This window comes from Sphingobium fluminis (assembly GCF_037723805.1).
Classification (GTDB): domain Bacteria; phylum Pseudomonadota; class Alphaproteobacteria; order Sphingomonadales; family Sphingomonadaceae; genus Sphingobium.
The window spans coordinates 378,595-394,998 of sequence record NZ_JBBJUK010000003.1; the positions used below are offsets into that span (position 1 = coordinate 378,595).

At 62.4% G+C, this 16,404-nt stretch carries 18 protein-coding genes; 14 read left to right on the top strand and 4 right to left on the bottom strand.

Features of this window, described 5'->3' with window-relative positions; genetic code table 11:
• The first annotated feature begins 59 nt into the window (after positions 1-59).
• Genes WG907_RS11185 through WG907_RS11205 form a run of 5 tightly spaced genes read left to right on the top strand, consistent with a single transcriptional unit; the run spans position 60 to position 5,770 of the window.
• Positions 60-812 carry a methyltransferase domain-containing protein gene (locus WG907_RS11185; RefSeq protein ID WP_340232847.1) on the top strand — a complete coding sequence of 251 codons (753 nt, stop codon included), beginning with the start codon at positions 60-62 and terminating at the stop codon, positions 810-812.
• A 32-nt stretch (positions 813-844) separates the two neighbouring features.
• Positions 845-2,140, top strand: coding sequence for a hypothetical protein (locus tag WG907_RS11190; RefSeq protein ID WP_340233054.1), 1,296 nt, complete (start codon positions 845-847; stop codon positions 2,138-2,140).
• Entirely contained in the window at positions 2,137-3,282 is a 1,146-nt protein-coding gene (locus tag WG907_RS11195) for a glycosyltransferase family 4 protein (protein WP_340232848.1), read from the top strand. Before WG907_RS11190 ends, WG907_RS11195 begins: the two co-directional genes overlap by 4 nt.
• Complete coding sequence (locus tag WG907_RS11200; protein ID WP_340232849.1) at positions 3,279-4,031, top strand: FkbM family methyltransferase; 753 nt, start codon at positions 3,279-3,281, stop codon at positions 4,029-4,031. The genes WG907_RS11195 and WG907_RS11200 overlap by 4 nt, the downstream gene beginning before the upstream one ends.
• Complete coding sequence (locus WG907_RS11205) at positions 4,031-5,770, top strand: MFS transporter (protein WP_340232850.1); 1,740 nt, start codon at positions 4,031-4,033, stop codon at positions 5,768-5,770. Before WG907_RS11200 ends, WG907_RS11205 begins: the two co-directional genes overlap by 1 nt.
• On the opposite strand, the gene WG907_RS11210 is transcribed toward WG907_RS11205, so the two are convergent.
• From WG907_RS11210 to WG907_RS11220, 3 genes are all read right to left on the bottom strand, one after another.
• On the bottom strand, positions 5,767-7,002 hold the full coding sequence (locus tag WG907_RS11210) for a dicarboxylate/amino acid:cation symporter (RefSeq protein WP_340232851.1): 1,236 nt from the start codon (positions 7,000-7,002) through the stop codon (positions 5,767-5,769). The two genes, WG907_RS11205 and WG907_RS11210, sit on opposite strands and share 4 nt — an antisense overlap.
• Positions 7,003-7,102: 100 nt before the next feature.
• Complete coding sequence (locus tag WG907_RS11215; RefSeq protein ID WP_340232852.1) at positions 7,103-8,152, bottom strand: NADP(H)-dependent aldo-keto reductase; 1,050 nt, start codon at positions 8,150-8,152, stop codon at positions 7,103-7,105.
• 151 nt (positions 8,153-8,303) lie between these two features.
• Positions 8,304-8,942, bottom strand: coding sequence for a Crp/Fnr family transcriptional regulator (locus tag WG907_RS11220; protein ID WP_340232853.1), 639 nt, complete (start codon positions 8,940-8,942; stop codon positions 8,304-8,306).
• A 216-nt stretch (positions 8,943-9,158) separates the two neighbouring features.
• Here WG907_RS11220 and WG907_RS11225 point away from each other — a divergent pair, with 216 nt between their 5' ends.
• The 9 genes from WG907_RS11225 (at position 9,159) to WG907_RS11265 (ending at position 15,452) form a co-directional block, all read left to right on the top strand.
• Entirely contained in the window at positions 9,159-9,464 is a 306-nt protein-coding gene (locus WG907_RS11225) for a hypothetical protein (RefSeq protein WP_340232854.1), read from the top strand.
• Positions 9,465-9,533: 69 nt separating this feature from the next.
• Entirely contained in the window at positions 9,534-9,788 is a 255-nt protein-coding gene (locus WG907_RS11230; RefSeq protein WP_340232855.1) for a DUF6894 family protein, read from the top strand.
• Complete coding sequence (locus tag WG907_RS11235) at positions 9,785-10,504, top strand: Crp/Fnr family transcriptional regulator (protein ID WP_340232856.1); 720 nt, start codon at positions 9,785-9,787, stop codon at positions 10,502-10,504. The genes WG907_RS11230 and WG907_RS11235 overlap by 4 nt, the downstream gene beginning before the upstream one ends.
• 257 nt (positions 10,505-10,761) lie before the next feature.
• The gene (locus tag WG907_RS11240; RefSeq protein ID WP_340232857.1) at positions 10,762-11,718 is read left to right on the top strand and encodes a manganese catalase family protein; all 957 of its coding nucleotides are present in this window, start codon (positions 10,762-10,764) and stop codon (positions 11,716-11,718) included.
• 115 nt (positions 11,719-11,833) lie between these two features.
• Positions 11,834-12,607, top strand: a complete 774-nt coding sequence (locus tag WG907_RS11245; protein ID WP_340232858.1) for a ZIP family metal transporter — start codon at positions 11,834-11,836, stop codon at positions 12,605-12,607.
• Positions 12,608-12,733: 126 nt separating this feature from the next.
• Positions 12,734-12,901, top strand: a complete 168-nt coding sequence (locus WG907_RS11250; RefSeq protein WP_340232859.1) for a hypothetical protein — start codon at positions 12,734-12,736, stop codon at positions 12,899-12,901.
• A gap of 193 nt (positions 12,902-13,094) precedes the next feature.
• Entirely contained in the window at positions 13,095-14,555 is a 1,461-nt protein-coding gene (locus WG907_RS11255) for a protein adenylyltransferase SelO (protein ID WP_340232860.1), read from the top strand.
• A gap of 107 nt (positions 14,556-14,662) precedes the next feature.
• Positions 14,663-15,160: a hypothetical protein gene (locus WG907_RS11260; protein WP_340232861.1), complete on the top strand. Its 498-nt coding sequence runs from the start codon at positions 14,663-14,665 to the stop codon at positions 15,158-15,160.
• Positions 15,161-15,167: 7 nt separating this feature from the next.
• Complete coding sequence (locus tag WG907_RS11265; protein WP_340232862.1) at positions 15,168-15,452, top strand: hypothetical protein; 285 nt, start codon at positions 15,168-15,170, stop codon at positions 15,450-15,452.
• Positions 15,453-15,466: 14 nt separating this feature from the next.
• On the opposite strand, the gene WG907_RS11270 is transcribed toward WG907_RS11265, so the two are convergent.
• The gene (locus WG907_RS11270; protein WP_340232863.1) at positions 15,467-16,369 is read right to left on the bottom strand and encodes an iron-containing redox enzyme family protein; all 903 of its coding nucleotides are present in this window, start codon (positions 16,367-16,369) and stop codon (positions 15,467-15,469) included.
• Positions 16,370-16,404 lie beyond the last annotated feature (35 nt).

Genomic DNA, 16,404 nt, shown 5'->3' on the forward strand with positions numbered 1-16,404 from the left:
TCTCGTCAAAGTCCCGCCATATTGTATAGGGCATTGCCAGTTCCTCAGCGGAGAATGGCGTGATTACCTTTCAGCGGGTGGCCAAGGCTGCCGGCAAGCATCTGACGAAGCTTGTCCTCGCCCTGCGCAAGGTGGCCGGCGCGCGTCCGGGGCGTGGATGCCCGGCCTGCGGCGCAACCGTGATCGGCTTCTTCCGCTACGGCGACAATGGCGAATGGGGCTGCCCGGCCTGCGGTGCCTCCCCGCGCGAACGGCTGATGAATTATCTGATCACGGGGGGCACGCTGGGCGTGCCGACCGACGGCGCGATCCTGCATATGGCACCCAATGAAGCGAGCCTCGTCCGTCGCTTCTCGGCCGCCGCCGATTATGTCCCGGCCGATCTCGATCCCACCCGCTATGTCGTGCCCCTGATGCGCCGGGTCGATTTGATGAAGCTGACTGACGAGTCTCGTTTCGACCTGTTCTACGCCAGTCATGTGATGGAGCATGTGCCCGATGACCATGCGGTTCTCCGCAACATCTGGCGCGCACTCAAGCCCGGTGGCGAGGCCTGGCTGATCGTGCCATTATGGGACAAGCCCACCGAGGATGGCAGCTTCGCCATCCCCCCGCGCGAGCGCGAACGGCGATTTGGCCAGTGGGACCATGTCCGCCAATATGGCCCGGACTTCGCGGACCGGATCCGCGCCGCCGGTTTCGATCTGGAAGAGATCGACGCCGCGTCCATCGATCCCGATATCCGCCATTATTATGCGCTCGACGATCGGCTGTTCCGCGCGCGCAAGCCCGACGCGGCGCGGCCGCGGTGAGCCCAGCCGGGGCAGGATCGCTGCTCGCGCGCATCGAGGGCTCGGCGCGCATTCTCGCGCTGGTCAAGCTCGCCAATGTCGGGCTCGTCCTGATCTGGGGCTTTGCAGTCACCTATGTTTTCGTCCGCATCCTGCCGCTGCGCGAATTTCAGGCATTTCTGCTGCTCGTCGCGTTCGGCAATTTCACGATTTCGGCCGAGTTCGGCCTCACGAGCATCATCTATGCGCGGCTGCGCCGCCACTGGCTGGGCAATAGGGAGGAAAGCGAAGCAGGCGGCTTTCGTCTGGAGGAAATGGGCGTCCTGTTCCTGTTCCTGGGGCTGCTGATCGCGATCGGCGTAACGATCATCCTGATCGCCTTTTTGGCAGGCTGGCTGCATACGGCTATGCCGCTGCTATTCCTTCTCTTTTTCCTCTCTGCCTGCCTCAATCTGCCCGCTTTGCTGGCCAAGCGAGCGCTAGCCGCGATCGAGGGCAATTTCCTGTGGGAAGCGCTGGATTGTCTGCGTCGGGTCGTGACGATCGTGCTGCTGTTGTCGATCCTGAGCGGGCTCGATCCGCGCCTGTCGGTGGCGCTGCAACTGGCGGCCAGCATGGCCGTCATCGGCTATGCGATCGGACTGGTGCATCGCAGGCTGGGCATGACGCGCGCGCACTGGTTCGCGTTTCGCGCCGGCGGCGGCCATGTGCGAACCCATTATTTGCGCGACGTCGGGTCGTCCGCCGCTTTCACGATTTCCGATATCGTCGCCTATAACGCGCCCTATTTCACGATCGCGCTGGCGACGCACGATGCGCGGCCCATGCTGTTGTTCGATTTCTTCTTCAAAATGGCGCGAGCGCTTTCCATGCTGGTACGCGCGACCGTGGAAGCCGCCTTGCCCCGGATCACCCGTGCCTATCATGCCAAGGATGCCGCGCGCTTGAAGCAACTTATCATGCGTGCGCTGATAGTCGCCTTGCTCTTTGCCATTATCGGAACAGGCCTGCTGCTGCTTACGGGGCAATGGCTGTTCGCGCGGCTGTTCGACCGGCGCGCCGCCATCGATATGGCGGATCTGCTGCTCATCGGCCTGGCCCTGCTCGCGCTCTCGGTCATCTGCGTTTCGGTCTATGTGCAGGGTGCGCTCGGCCGCTTTGGTCATCTGCTCGGCCGCTCTCTGCCCCTGTTCGCGGGAACATTACTCAGCGTTCCGCTCGCGCAGTTGCTGCTGCCCGCGCGTTTTGATTTCGGCTTCCTGCTATTCTACGCCGCCACTTTCCTGTGCGCGGCGGTCTTGCATGGCATGTCCCTGCGCCGCCTGATCGACATCGGACACGCGTCGTGAAGGTCGCGATGGTCGATCCTTCGCTCTTCACCGGCCGCTATGACGACAGTCTTTGCGCGGCGCTGAGCGCTGCGGGGGCGGAGGTGACGCTGCTCGGGCGGCCCATGCGTCCGACCGACGCGATCAGCCCCGTAGCCTATGATTATACGCAGCGCTTCTTCCGCCACAGCGAAGCGCTGCGCGCCCGAATCGGCGAGGGGCCAGCATTCAGGATATTGAAGGCCGCCGAATATGGTGTGACTTGCGCGCTGGGTGACCTGGGCCCGCTGCTGGCGGCCGATATCGTGCATGTCCAGTGGCTGCCGCTGGCGCCGGCTGATCGGATGTTGCTGCGCCGGCTCCGCGGGCGCACGGCGCTCGTCCACACCGTCCATAATGCCGATGCGTACCATGCGGACGCCGGGGTGCAGGGGCGGGGTTACCGGGCGCTGCTCGACCGGTTCGATGCGCTGATCGTCCATGGCGAAACGACGCGCGCCGCGCTGATCGCGCAGGGCGTAGGCATCGATCGCATCCATATGGCGCCGCATCCGCCGATGCGTCTGGCGGCGGCCACACCGGCCGACCTGTCCGAAGTGCCCGATCCTGCCGTGCCCCGACTGCTCTTCTTCGGGACGATCCGGCCGTATAAGGGCGTCGACCTGCTGGTCGAGGCCTGTCTTTCATTGTGGCGAGCGGGGCATCGTTTCGAGCTGGCGCTCGCTGGCAAGCCGTTCATGGATGTCACGCCGATGATTGCGCAGATCGAACAAGCGGGGTTTGGCGATCGCCTGATCATCGATCTGGGCTTCCTGCGGGAACAGCGGCTCGATGCGCATTTGGCAAAGGCGAATATCCTCCTTTTCCCCTATCGCCAGATCGATTCCAGCGGCGCATTTCTCTCGGCGCTGCATCATGGCAAGGCGATGGTTACTTCGGACGCCGGGATGTTCGCCACCTTGCCCGAGGATGTCTTCGCACGGGTGCCCGCAGGAAATGCGCCCGCATTGGCCCAAGCCCTCTTGCCGCTGATCGAAAGCGCGGCCATCAGGCGGACGGCGGGCGCGCGCGCGCGCGCCTTTGGTGAGGAACTGGGTGACTGGAACGAGATGGCCGTGCGGACGATCGACATTTATCGCGCCACGCTCGCAGCGCGCATATGAGCCGCTATATCCGCGAGCTTTCGGATCGATGGCTGGCGCTGCGGCTGGCGGTAAGCGGGCGCGCGCATCAATATCCTGAAATCCTGGCGCTGCGCCGGTTTCTCACCGCTTTCGAGGTCGATTGCGTGTTCGATGTCGGCGCCAATCGCGGCCAATATGCGACGAGCCTGCGGATCGATGCGCGCTTCGCCGGTACGATCCTGTCATTCGAGCCGAACCCTGAAATCTTCGCCCAGCTCACTCGCCGGGCGGCCCGCGATCCAAGCTGGCATGTGTTCAACCTCGCGTTGTCGGATTTCGATGGAATGGCGAGCTTCAACATCATGGCCGCCGACCAGTTCAGCTCGCTCGAACACCCTGCGACGGGACAGGATGCGATCTTCGCCGAGCGCAACATGGTCGCGCGGACGGTAGAGATGCAGTGCCGGCGGATGGACGGGCTATTGCCTGAATTGCGTGGGGTTCATGGCTTTGCCCGGCCTTTCCTCAAGATGGACACGCAGGGCCATGATCTGTCCGTGTGCCAAGGCGCAGGCGAAGTTTTGCAGGAAATGTGCGGCGTGCAGACGGAGCTTGGCGTGCGCCCCATTTATGAGGGCAGCATCGACTATCGAGCGATGATCGCCTGGCTCGACGAGCGGGACTTCTCGCCGTCCGCCTTTTTCGCCAATAATAAAGGGCACTTCCCCCGGCTCATCGAGATGGACGGCATCTTCGTCAATCGGGCCTTGCTGCCGACGGAAGCGTGATGAGCGGGACGGGCCGCATCGTCGACGCGCGCCGGTTGTTCCTGGGCGGCGCGGTCGGCCTCGCCCTGTGGCTGGGCGCGACATTCCTTTGGCATGTAACCTACCGCCAAGGGATCAGCCTGCCGGTGATCCTGTTTCTCGATCAGGATTTCCCGGCCCTGCTGATCGCTTTGCTGCTGCTCGCGCTGGCGGCGCCTCTTGCCGAAGGTGCGGGATGGCATATGCCGCAGCCGCGCGCCAGGGTGATCGTGCCGCTGGTCGTGCTGTTCGGGCTTGTCGCCTGGGCGGGCCATTATGCGCTGTTCCAAAATTATGCCGTGTCTCGCGACGAAGAAGTCGCTCGTTTCGCTGCCGCCTATATGCGCGAGGGACTGTTCGCGCGGCCGATTCCCGTGCAGTGGGAACCCTATCGGCGAGCGATCATGCCGGAATTTTTCTCGCCCTTCGGCGCAGCGGATTATTGGGCCGCGGCCTATCTGCCGGTGAACAGTGCGATCCAGGCTGTGTTCTGGCGGCTGGGCGATCCCAATCTTGCCGGACCAGCCTTGCTCATGGCGGGGCTGCTGGCCTTGTGGCGCGTTGCGTTGCGCCTGTTTCCCGATCGCCCGGATGCGGTGTGGGTGACGATGCTGCTGGCATTATCGTCGACCCAGCTCTGGGTGACGGCGATGACGCCCTATGCGATGACGGGTCATTTTGCGCTCAACATGATCTGGCTGGCGCTGATATTGCGGGGTGGCTGGCTGGGGCACATTACCGCGGGCATCGTGGCACTCGCGGCGGCCGGGCTTCATCAATGGCATTTTCCGCCCATCTTCATCGGCCCGTTCATCCTGTGGATGTTGCTGAACCGCCGCTGGGGCGTCGCTGCCTTTCATGCCCTGACCCTGGTGCTGATCGTTTTTGTCTGGGCGAAATGGTGGCCCGGCTTTCTGCTGCACGCGCTGGGGCCGCCGATGGATGTCCGCCCGTCAGCCGGCGTTACAGAAAAAGTCGGCAGTCTGTTCGATCGGCTGGGCGACCGATGGCAGCCGCTGGTCAATCTCACGCGGCTGTTTGCCTGGAACAATGTGCTGATGGTGCCGCTTGCCATGCTCAGCGTAGCGGCCATGCGCTGGAAAAGCGCTCTGCAGGGTCATGAGATCGGGTTGCCGCTGGCGCTCGGATGTCTGACGGGATGCGCGCTGGCATTGGCGCAGGGCTATGGCTGGGGCTATCGCTACGCCCATGGCTTTATCGGCCCCTTCTGTCTGCTCGCCGGGCTTGGCTGGGCGCGACTGCGGCCGGTGGCGATGCGTCCCATCTTCATCGGCATGGCGATCACGCTGCTGAGCGCGGCCTATCTGATCTGGCGCACGCATATGTTCGTCGCCCCCTATGCGGCGAGTCACCGGATGATCGACGCATCAGATGCGGATGTCGTCCTGATCGATCCTCGCGGGGGGTTGTTCGTGACCGACCTGGTGCGAGGGCGCGAGGGCATGCCGGGCCGGCCGATGGTAATGAATCTCGGCATGTTGACCCTCGATCAGGTCGACAGATTGTGCGAGGACTATGTGGTCGAATTGTTCGACCGTGCCGAATTCCGGCCGCTGGGCGTGCCGCTCGCGCGCTGGGGCATCGGCAGTATGGACGCGCTGCGCCGGCACATGGCGAAGGTGGGCTGCGACAAGCCGGTAGAGCCGCCACTGCCCGAGACCGAGGAAGACGCTTTCATCGCTGCGGGCAATGCGTTTTAGGTGATTTCCACCGGCGTCCGCTTCGCGACCCCGATGGTGACCGCAATGTCCATCGTCACATTGCCCACCGTGCGGAAAATGTCCGGGATGGTTTCGACCGCGATCAACAGGCCCAGCGCCTCGATCGGCACACCCATGGCCAGCGCAACGGGCGCGACGGAGGCGATGAAACTGATCGTGCCGGGCAGGCTGATCGAACCCATGGTGGTGATCGCCGCCGTGCAAACGCCCGCGATGATCTGCGCGGGTCCGATCGGCACGTTCACAAGATGGGCGACATAGAGCGCGACCGCCAGGTTCATCGCCGGGCTGGTCGCTCGAAAGACCGCGACCGCGATCGGCAGCACGATTCCTGCCGTCGCCGGGCGCGCGCCCAGTCTCGCCGAAGCTTCGAGCATCGCGGGGAGCGAGGCGAGAGAGGATTGGGTACTGATCGCGACCGCCTGAGCAGGGGCGGCGGCGCGGGCGAAGCGCAGCACCGAAACGCGCCCGGCGACGGCCCCCACCATATAGCCGGCCAGCAGCACGACGATGCCGACCGACGAGACGATTATGATATAATGGATGAGCGCACCGAAAGCCGATGCCCCCGTTCTTGCACCGACGCCATAGGCAAGCGCGGAGACCCCGATCGGCGCCAGTTTCAGCACCCAGCCGATGATGATGAGCATGGCGTCGGTCAGCGCCTGAAACAGTGCCGTCAGCCGGTCACGCTGATCGGCGGGCAAGTTGGCGACTGCGAATGCGAAGGTCAACCCGAAGACGGTCAGTGGCAGAAAGGCGTCGCCGGACGCCGCCGCGACGATATTTTGCGGAACGATGCTGTCGAAGAAGGCGGCAATCGACGGAACATTGCCGACGGCCGCGTTGCCGGTAAGGCCGGTCCGGATCGCCTGCGCCCATGCGGCGGGCAGGGGCCACAGATCCAGCAAAACTGGGACGAGCAATGCCGACATGACCGTCACCGTCCATAATATAGCGATGAAGGCGATCATCGAGCGCAGCGCGATTGCCCCGGCGCGGGCAGCATTGGCGGCGGCCGCCACCCCGGTGACGAGCAGCCCGATGATCAGCGGTACGATGACCATTTGCAGTCCGTGCAGCCAGGCCGATCCGATCGGCTGGGTGATCATGGTGGCGTCGAGCGCGAGCTTTGGACTGACAAGGCTCGCGAGGATACCGATCAGCAAACCCGCAACCAGCGCGACCAGAATCCGTGTTGCCTGTGACATTATGCCCCCGTTCGCCCGTTCTCGCCGGAACGGCCAGGGACATAGTGAAAGCCCCGGCGGCTGGTGGCAAGTCCGCGGGCGTTGTGAGAGCGAGCGTCCGTCAGGGGCAGGGGTCGGGAATGTCGCGATGGACCGCCTCGATCGCCGCCAGCACATCGTTATCGAGTGCGACATCGACGCTGGCGATGTCGATCCGTAGCTGCTCCATCGAGGTCGCACCGATAATGGTCGCCGTTACGAAAGGTCGACTGTTCACATAGGCGAGCGCGAGTTGCGAGGGATCGAGGCCATGGGCAGCTGCGATCGCGACATAGCGTGCGCTGGCGGGCGCTTGTCCAGGCAAGTCGTAGCGCACGAACTGTTTGGCGACGTCGCGCCGCGAGCCCGGCGGCACGACGCCGCCCAGATATTTACCCGACAAGTTGCCGCCCGCCAGCGGCGAATAGGCCAGCAGGCCAACATCCTCGCGCAACGAGAATTCAGACAGTCCAAGTTCGAACGTGCGGTTGAGCAAGTTATAGGCGTTCTGGATCGCGGCGATGCGCGGCAACCTCTTGTCGCTCGAAAATCTCAGATATTCCGACACGCCCCACGGTGTGTCGTTCGATACGCCGATATGGCGCACCTTGCCCGCCTTTACGAGATCGGCGAGTGCGTCCAGCGTCTCTTCGATCGGCACGGTTTCCGGCCGGTCGCTTATAGGGCTGAGACCGCGCGTGCCGAAGGAAGGCACCGGCCGGTCCGGCCAGTGGATTTGGTACAGATCGATATAGTCGGTTTGCAGGCGCCGGAGGCTGTCGTCGACCGCCTGCTCGATGTTGCGGCGATCCAGCCGGTTATTGCCCCCGCGAAACTCGCGCACCGGGTCTCGCGAGGGGCCTGCCACTTTCGTCGCCAGGATGATGTCGTCGCGTCGCTTCCGCCCGGCGATCCAGCTACCGATATACTCTTCCGTCTTACCCTGCGTTTCGCGACTGACGGGCGTGACCGGATAGGCTTCGGCCGTGTCGATGAAGTTCACGCCCTGATCGACCGCATAATTTAGCTGCGCATGCGCTTCCGCCTCACTGTTCTGCGACCCCCAGGTCATCGTCCCAAGGCAGATCAGGCTGACCTTGAGGTCCGTGCGGCCGAGCGTGCGATAGTCCATGAATGAAGCTTTCCTCTCGATAATGACCGCTTCCTATCGTGAAACGAGGGAATGCAAAGCTATTGATCGTTCGATTGAGAAAGTTTCATCTATTGGTGGGAAAGGCTCGGGCATTGCCCACTTGTACGTTCGCGGGTGGGGTCGGGTACGTTCAGGCGAAAGTCTCGACAGTGCCCAGAGCGGCCAGTTCCCGCAAGGCGGCGAGATCGGGAATGCGGAGCCATTTGGATTGCAACTCCACCAGACCTTTCGCGCGCATCGCCTGCAAGGTGCGGTTGACATGAACCGGCGTCAGGCCCGTCATATCGGCAATATCCAGTTGGGTCAGCGGGAGGGCGCATTGCTGCCCATAGGCGAGGCCCGATTGCCGCATCCGCTCGAACAGTTCGAGCAGGAGATGGGCCAGCCGCTCCATCGCTGTCTTGCGGCCCAATGTGACGAGCCAGTTGGACTGGCGCTCGCAGCTGTCGGCGAAGCTTTTCCAGAAACCGTGCGGGCTGTCGAGGGACGCGCCCAGGGGGAGGCGGCAGGGGGATTTGAGCGCGCGCACGATGGTCAATGCCACGACCGGTTGGGACGGCGGGCGGCCGAGTGCCCATTGCGGTTCGCAATAGTCGCCGGGCAGGTACAGCGCTGTTATCTGCCGACGACCATCGGCAAGCATTCTGTACCGGCAGGCCCATCCTTCCTGAATCTGGAAGAGGCTGTCCGCCATGATATTTTCCCGGGCGAGAAATTCGTGCGGTCGGAAGAAGACGAGATTTGTGTTCGGCGCGATCTGGCTCAACATGGGCGTTCCCTGTTACCCCCACCCGCGCTCATCTTATCGACCGCGCCGTGAAATAAATTCACCTATGTTCATTTCCAAAAAAATCTTGGCCGGTGATCGAGATAGTCGAGGCACGCGGCCCTTGCGGCGTGGAGGCGCCCCTAGTCGGCGTTCGGAACGAAGGTGGGGTTCGGGCGCTTCAAGATGCGAACCGCTAGCCGGAGAGGAGCCAGTCAGATGATCCGTACATTGCTGCTTTTTGGAGGGGCCGCTTTTATTGGAGGAAAATTGCAGAAGGGGTCAAAAGGCCATTCCGTCGCGCTTAACGACAAGTCGACGGGTGCATCTGATCACTCCGCGCCCGATAAAGTCAGCCAGCAGGGCCATGTCCCGGTGGATTTGCTGGTCGACGAGCATCCCGACGGAAAGGCACGGGCCGACGAGCATTTCCGCCCGGATCCGACCGGGGCGATAGCGCCCGAAGATAGAGAGGCTTTCCGCCCGGTGACTGCACCCGCACCGCACGATCCACCGGGCCGATAATGCGTGACACAGCGCCTTTGAGAGCCGTCTATTTCTCATAGCCCCTTATTTGTCCGGGACATTTCATCGATGACGCGCTTTTATCTGCATTTGCACAATCGGATCGGCTTTGTACGCGACTACGAAGGAACGGAGTTGCCGGATCTGGAGTCGGCGACGCGGCTGGCCATCGACTCCATCCGCGACGTTCTGAGCGAAGAGGTCAGGGCGGGGCATATGGACCTGCGCGGCCATATCGATATCGTCGACGACGTGCAGACAATTCTGGCCGTCATATCTTTTTCCAGCGCGATAGAATTGCATCTGGCGAAGGGAAATTCATGATCGACCGGCATCTTATGAAGTTGCGCGCGCGCGATGACGTAAGTGCGCAGGAAGAACAGGCCATCGCCTCCGCCATATCGGTCGTGAAAGATTATCCCGCCGACCTGACAGTCATCAGGCGCTGCGAAGAACTGATCCATTCCACGCTTTTGCTGGATGGACTGATGTGCCGATACAAGGATTTGCGGAACGGCGAACGGCAGATCTGCGAGATTCACGTCCCGGGCGACTTTGTTGATCTTCACAGCTTCACGCTGAAGCATCTCGATCATAATATCATGACATTGACACCATGCCGGGTGGCACTGGTCCCCCATGAGCGGTTGCGCGCGATAACGGAGGAATTTCCGCATCTCACCCGCGTCTATTGGTTTGGCACCAATCTCGACGCCGCCATTCATCGCGAGTGGGAATTGTCGCTTGGACGGCGATCCGCCCTATCGCGCACCGCGAACTTTTTTTGCGAACTCCACGTCCGCCTGGGGCTGGTGGGCCTCGCCGACGATTCCGGCTATGATTTTCCGGTTACCCAGATCGAAATGGCCGAGTGCCTGGGGCTGACGTCCGTCCACGTGAACCGGACGCTCAAGGAACTGCGTGAACAAAATGCCGTGGATTTCCGCCGGGGCAGGGTGAAACTGCTTGATCTGGCAATATTGCGGCGCATCGCCGAATTTGATCCGGCCTATCTTTATCTGGGTCGTCGGCAACGCTGAGTGGAGTGCCTACACGTTCGACAGACAATCTGCCGGCGTGCTCGAAGCTTTGCGTCAGGTGGATAACCGCTCCGGCTCTTACATCAGTGACGAAGCCCTAAGCTAGGTTAGTGGCAAGACGCAATCGCGGGAACGCCAGGGGCTGTCGGGCCTTCCTCACATATCCACTGGCGAGGTCGCGACCTCCATGGATGGACAAACCGCCAAATCCTCCTCGCCCATCAAACCGATCATCTTGCTAGAAAGGCGACATGACCATGTTCATGCATAATAAGCGACTGCAATATACTGTACGTGTGTCGGAACCCAATCCAGCTCTGGCGTCTCTGCTCCTCGAACAATTTGGCGGACCCGACGGGGAACTCGCTGCGGCCATGCGCTATTTTACGCAGGGCCTTGGTGAGGCTGATCCGGGCCGCAAGGATATGCTGTTGGACATCGCGACCGAGGAATTGAGCCATCTCGAAGTGATCGGTTCGATCGTCGCCATGCTCAACAAGGGTGCCAAGAGCGCGTTAACCGAAGCGACGATGGAGGAAGCGGACCTCTATATGTCGATCAATGCGGGCGGCAACAGCCATACGCAGGCGATCCTGTACGGGGGCGGCCCTGCGCTGACCAACAGTTCCGGGGTTCCATGGACGGCCGCTTATGTCGATACCCGCGGCGACCCCGTGTGCGATCTGCGTTCGAACATCGCTGCCGAAAGCCGAGCCAAGATCGTGTACGAACGCCTGATCAACATTACCGATGATCCAGGCATCAAGGATGCCCTCGGTTTTCTCATGACGCGCGAAGTGGCGCATCAGAAGAGCTTCGAAAAAGCACTTTATTCGATCAAGGACAATTTTCCGCCCGGCAAGTTGCCTGGTCTTGCGGCCTACGCCAATCTTTATGTCAATACGTCGCAGGGCGAGGGTGACACGACTGGTCCTTGGAACGAGGGCGACCAGTGGGAGCGTCTCGACGATATCGAGGGTAATCTGCCGCTCGATGGTGGAGACGGCGACGCCACGGTTACCTTGAGCAAGGCGGAGGTGAAGGACTATGCCGCTATGGCCAAGCGGCTGGCGTCCGATCCTAAAGCCACGCCGGTGACGGGTGCGGATCTTGGCGGCGGGCCCGGTGCCGGCAAGTTGAGTGACGAGGATATGGGTGGCGCGGCAGATATGCCCGAAGCCAAAAAAATGGCCCTGGCGCAAACGAAAGCCTAAACTGCATCATGGACGATGATAGCGTTGCCCCGTTGGTCACCCTTCCCGGAACCATGCTGCTGCATGGGGTCGGGGAGGGTCCGACCACGGGAAGCCGTGGTGAGCGGTCAAGCCATTGAGCCTGTCCTGGACACCGGCGCTCGCCGGATCGCTTGGGAGTCTTCTGGCGGGTCTGGCAACGGCGGTGGGCGCTTTGCCGATCCTGGGCATCGGCCGGTCGGCGCAACGTTATCAGGGCATAATGCTGGGATTCGCGGCGGGCGTCATGCTCGCCGCGTCTTTTTTTTCGCTCATCATTCCAGCGCTGGCGCATCTGCATCAGCATGGCGCGGATAAATGGCATGCAGCGTTGGTGGTCGCTGGGTCCGTCATCCTCGGCGCGGTGATGATCATAATGCTCAGCCGCCTTTTGCCTCAGCCCGACGCGATCGCGTCGCCGGATCGAAATCCCTTCGATCGACGTCTCTGGCTGTTCGTGTTGGCCATCACGCTGCACAATTTACCCGAAGGGCTCGCCGTTGGCGTAAGCTTCGCCGAGGGCGCATATACCGAGGGGACCGCCACCGCGTTCGGGATCGGCATTCAGAATATACCGGAAGGCTTTGCGGTCGGGGGCGCGCTCGCCTTGCGCTATCCGCCGGGGGTAGCGTTTCTGGGTGCGCTGCTTTCGGGACTGGTGGAACCGATAGCCGGAACTGCTGGTGCGCTTCTCGTCGCGCATTTTACGCCTCTGCTTCCATGGGCGCTGTGCATCGCTGCGGGCGCGATGATCAGCGTCATTGTGACGCAGATCATACCCGACCTCGGAGACGATCCGTCCAGCGGTCCGCATATCGGCCTGATCGCCGGGCTATGTCTGATGATGATCCTGGATATTGCGCTGACCTGAGCCAAAGAAAAAAGCGCGGCGGCTAAACATAAGTAAGTTGCTGCGCCTGGCGCTTAACATTTTTTGGGGAAAATCACGCCAGCCCTGGTCACATTGTCATGTAAGCGATGATGGGGTCCGCAGGCCATGCGACAGCAAGAGGATGCCAGTTATTTCGCCAGTCGGGCGCAGCAGGAGACGGCCAAGGTCAAGGCCGCTATCGCGAGGGGCGCGCATCCTGCGGCGGTAGCCGCTCATGGCGAAATGGCGGCGCGCTATCAGGCGAGTGCGTTCGTTTTGCAAACGATGGACTGACACCGGCACAGGGCGCAGGCCAATCCTGCGCGCCGGGCGGTCATGATGTTTCGATCGTCGGACGCCACGCCGCATCGTGAATGGTGTCGAGCGTGGCCGAACGCGTTTTCCGACATTGCCACCCATAGCTGTTGCCGACGGTGCAAGGCTGGGCAATGAGGGAAACTTGCGGCTTCCCGACGGTTGGAGACTGATGCTTTCCTTTGACAACAGCTATGCGCGACTGCCGGCGCGCTTTTACGAACCTGTTCTGCCAGCCCGCTTTCCCGCGCCGGCGCTGATCCGGCTTAACCATCAGCTCGCAAGCGAGATGGGGCTTGATCTCGACTGGCTCCAAAGTCCGGCAGGCATCGGCTTCCTATCGGGCCAGCACATCGCCGAAGGGTCGGAGCCTGTCGCGCTTGCCTATGCCGGGCATCAGTTCGGCAATTTCGTGCCACAACTCGGCGACGGCCGCGCGGTTCTGCTGGGCGAGATCATCGCCCCGGACGGACAACGGCGCGATATTCAACTCAAGGGCGCGGGCCGAACGCCCTTTTCGCGTGGCGGCGATGGTCGCGCGGCGCTCGGACCCGTCTTGCGCGAATATCTGGTCAGCGAAGCCATGGCCGCACTTGGCATTTCTACCACCCGCGCGCTCGCTGCACTGCTTACCGGCGACTCGATCAGGCGTGAGACCATGCTGCCCGGAGCCGCGATATTGCGCGTTGCATCCAGCCATATCCGCGTGGGCACGTTTCAGTTCTTCGCTGCGCGGGGCGACGTGGACGCAATCCGCCTGCTGGCCGATCATGTGATCGCCCGGCATTATCCCGCGGCAGCCGGTGCGCAGCGGCCCTATCGCGCGTTGCTCGACCAAGTAATCGCCGCGCAGGCCGATCTGGTCGCGGGCTGGTTGCTCGTCGGGTTCATCCACGGCGTGATGAACACCGACAATATGTCCGTCGCCGGGGAGACTATCGATTACGGCCCGTGCGCGTTCATGGACATATATGATCCGGCGACGGTGTTCAGCTCGATCGACGAGAATGGGCGTTACGCTTATGGCAACCAGCCGACGATTGCGCAGTGGAACCTGACACGCCTCGCCGAGACGCTGTTGCCCCTGCTCGCCGAAGACGAGGATGCAGCGATAGACGAGGCGCAGGAAGCGCTCGCCGCTTTCGGGCCGCGTTTCGAGCAGGCCTATCATGGCGGACTCGCGCGCAAACTGGGTCTAGACGATGTTCTGCCCGGCGACGTGGATCTCGTCAGTACGATCCTCAAGGCGATGACCGCCAATCAGGTCGACTTCACGCTCTTCTTCCGCAAACTCTGTCTCGCGGCCGAGGGCGAAGATGAGCCGGTGCGATCATTGTTCATCGATCCCACTATGTTTGACGCATGGGCGGTGCGCTGGCGGGAGCGGCTGACGGATGCGCAGCGCCCTGCCGCCCGCCGCGCTGCCATGGAGGCGGTGAACCCCGCCTTCATCCCGCGCAACCATCGGGTCGAAGCGATGATCCGGGCGGCGGTGGACGACCAGGATTTCGGGCCGTTCGAGGAAATGCTGGAATTGCTTGCTCGCCCCTATGATGACCAACCCGCATTGGCGCATTATGCGCAGCCGCCCCGGCCGAACGAACGCGTCATGGCCACCTATTGCGGGACGTAGGCTGTAACCCTGGTTAGGCGATCGGCCTTTTATCGGAACAGGCGATCCGCCGATCGCTTCCTCTCCTGTGATCCATAGCCTGCTGGCTGTCGCAAAGGAGTGAACCCATGAACGACCAGAACGCATTTTTGCAGGGGCAAGGCTCCCCGATAAAAGACAATGAGCCGCCTCCAACTCAGGGCTGGCGTGGCGAGAAGGCGGCGGATGAAAGTCCGGCGGGAGACCAGCAGCGCCGCCCACTGCCGGGGACGGATGCACAAGTCGAACTAGTGTCAGGCACCGCTTTCGTGGACTCTCGTGGGCCTGATGTAGGGCGCGGCCAGCCTGCCGTGGACCAAACCGTCCCTCCGCCCACGCCCAATGTCTCGAAGGCTAGCAGGCCCGACGGTGTCAGCAATCTTCACATGGGTGCCGACAGTCCGGGCGGGGAAAGCGCCGGCGCGCCCTATCCCAACCATTATGATGAAAACACGCCCAAGGATCGCGATGGTTTTCTGGGGCATGGCGGTCAGACCGGCATGGCCTATCATGGCACTGGCCATCTAGGCGAAAAAAAGGTCGGGGACGACGACAACCGCAATGGCGTGGCTCAGTCCGATGACTGAGCGACGCTTGATTCATAGGTCCAATGACGAAGATCCCGCTCCGCCTCAGGCCGGTAGCGCGGGGCCGGCATCAGCGGATCAGACCAGCCTTGGCCAGCGTGCTCGTCCCGGCAGCGGCCCTGTTCACGGGAGCGGTGCCGACGCGGGCGGGACGACGACGGGTGACGAGGATTATGATTCAGATGCCGTGGGCGGGGGCGGCGCACCGCCGACCGGCGTCGAGGCTAGCCAGTTCGAAAGCCACGGCTCGGGCGAAGATATCATCCCGCCACCGCGATCGGGTGCTTTTTAAGCATCCGATTGGTCTTACGCGCCATCCCAAAGGGCGCCGCGATAGCGAGCAAAGCAGCGTTGGCCGCACAGCAGCCGCATCAGTGCTCCTTCGGCAATGGCTGTGGCGCGACGTGGGTCTTCCGCGACCAGAGGGCGCAGTGCTTCCCGGTTCCAGTCCGCGCTATGTTTGACGTCCAGCACGGCATGCAGGTCGAAATAGCGACGTTCCCGAACGCTTAGGCCGATGCGTCGCAAGCCCTTTGCGACCAGCGCCGATCGGCCAGGCGCGGTCAGTTCGATCACGCCCAGCGCGCCCACCGAATGCCAGGCGTAGCGCCGGCTCGTCGCCATGGCGGTCATCGCGTTGGCCAGTGCGAGGCTTTCCCAGACGGTGTTTTCGATCACGGGGTTAACAGCAAGCGTTTCAACCAGATCATCCAGCATCGGGCCGTGCATGCCCTTGCTGTTCCCTCGGCCCATCTCGTCCCAATAATTGCGCGCCAACTCCAGCTTGGCAGCGGGGGGCAGCTTTACCTGCGTATAGGCGACGAGGTCGTCGAAGCCGGCTTCGCCCGCCGCTTCCTGCTCGAAAAACCAGCGCAGTTCGTCGCGCGACGCCTCCTCGGACAGCCAGGGAAACAAGGGGTCTCCCTGGCCCGGACCGTCCTGCTTGAGCTGTTCGAACCATAGGATGAAAGCGTCGGGGTCGGTCGGCGCTTCGGCGGCGCGAGACACTATCTCGGCGCGCAATTCCTCGACAAACCCGCCTTCAAGCCGTAACATCCGGCCATCCCGTTCCAGCGTGGGCCGCCAGTCATCGTCCGGAAATTGCGGCGCAAGCCGTTCGCGGTTCCAGTGCGCGAGACCTCGCTGAAAGCTATCGGTCAGGAACTGGGAGCCTTGCCCGCGTTGATCGAAGGCCGGGTGGGTGATCATGCGATCCTCTCTGTGCTGCATGCCGGTAAAACGGA

Bases quoted from the DNA above. Each gene is read 5' to 3' on its own strand.
- WG907_RS11200 (WP_340232849.1), top strand. From the start codon at position 3,279: ATGAGCCGCTATATCCGCGAGCTTTCGGATCGATGGCTGGCGCTGCGG.
- WG907_RS11205 (WP_340232850.1), top strand. From the start codon at position 4,031: ATGAGCGGGACGGGCCGCATCGTCGACGCGCGCCGGTTGTTCCTGGGC.
- WG907_RS11210 (WP_340232851.1), bottom strand. From the start codon at position 7,002: ATGTCACAGGCAACACGGATTCTGGTCGCGCTGGTTGCGGGTTTGCTG.
- WG907_RS11215 (WP_340232852.1), bottom strand. From the start codon at position 8,152: ATGGACTATCGCACGCTCGGCCGCACGGACCTCAAGGTCAGCCTGATC.
- WG907_RS11220 (WP_340232853.1), bottom strand. From the start codon at position 8,942: ATGTTGAGCCAGATCGCGCCGAACACAAATCTCGTCTTCTTCCGACCG.
- WG907_RS11225 (WP_340232854.1), top strand. From the start codon at position 9,159: ATGATCCGTACATTGCTGCTTTTTGGAGGGGCCGCTTTTATTGGAGGA.
- WG907_RS11230 (WP_340232855.1), top strand. From the start codon at position 9,534: ATGACGCGCTTTTATCTGCATTTGCACAATCGGATCGGCTTTGTACGC.
- WG907_RS11235 (WP_340232856.1), top strand. From the start codon at position 9,785: ATGATCGACCGGCATCTTATGAAGTTGCGCGCGCGCGATGACGTAAGT.
- WG907_RS11240 (WP_340232857.1), top strand. From the start codon at position 10,762: ATGTTCATGCATAATAAGCGACTGCAATATACTGTACGTGTGTCGGAA.
- WG907_RS11250 (WP_340232859.1), top strand. From the start codon at position 12,734: ATGCGACAGCAAGAGGATGCCAGTTATTTCGCCAGTCGGGCGCAGCAG.
- WG907_RS11255 (WP_340232860.1), top strand. From the start codon at position 13,095: ATGCTTTCCTTTGACAACAGCTATGCGCGACTGCCGGCGCGCTTTTAC.
- WG907_RS11260 (WP_340232861.1), top strand. From the start codon at position 14,663: ATGAACGACCAGAACGCATTTTTGCAGGGGCAAGGCTCCCCGATAAAA.
- WG907_RS11270 (WP_340232863.1), bottom strand. From the start codon at position 16,369: ATGATCACCCACCCGGCCTTCGATCAACGCGGGCAAGGCTCCCAGTTC.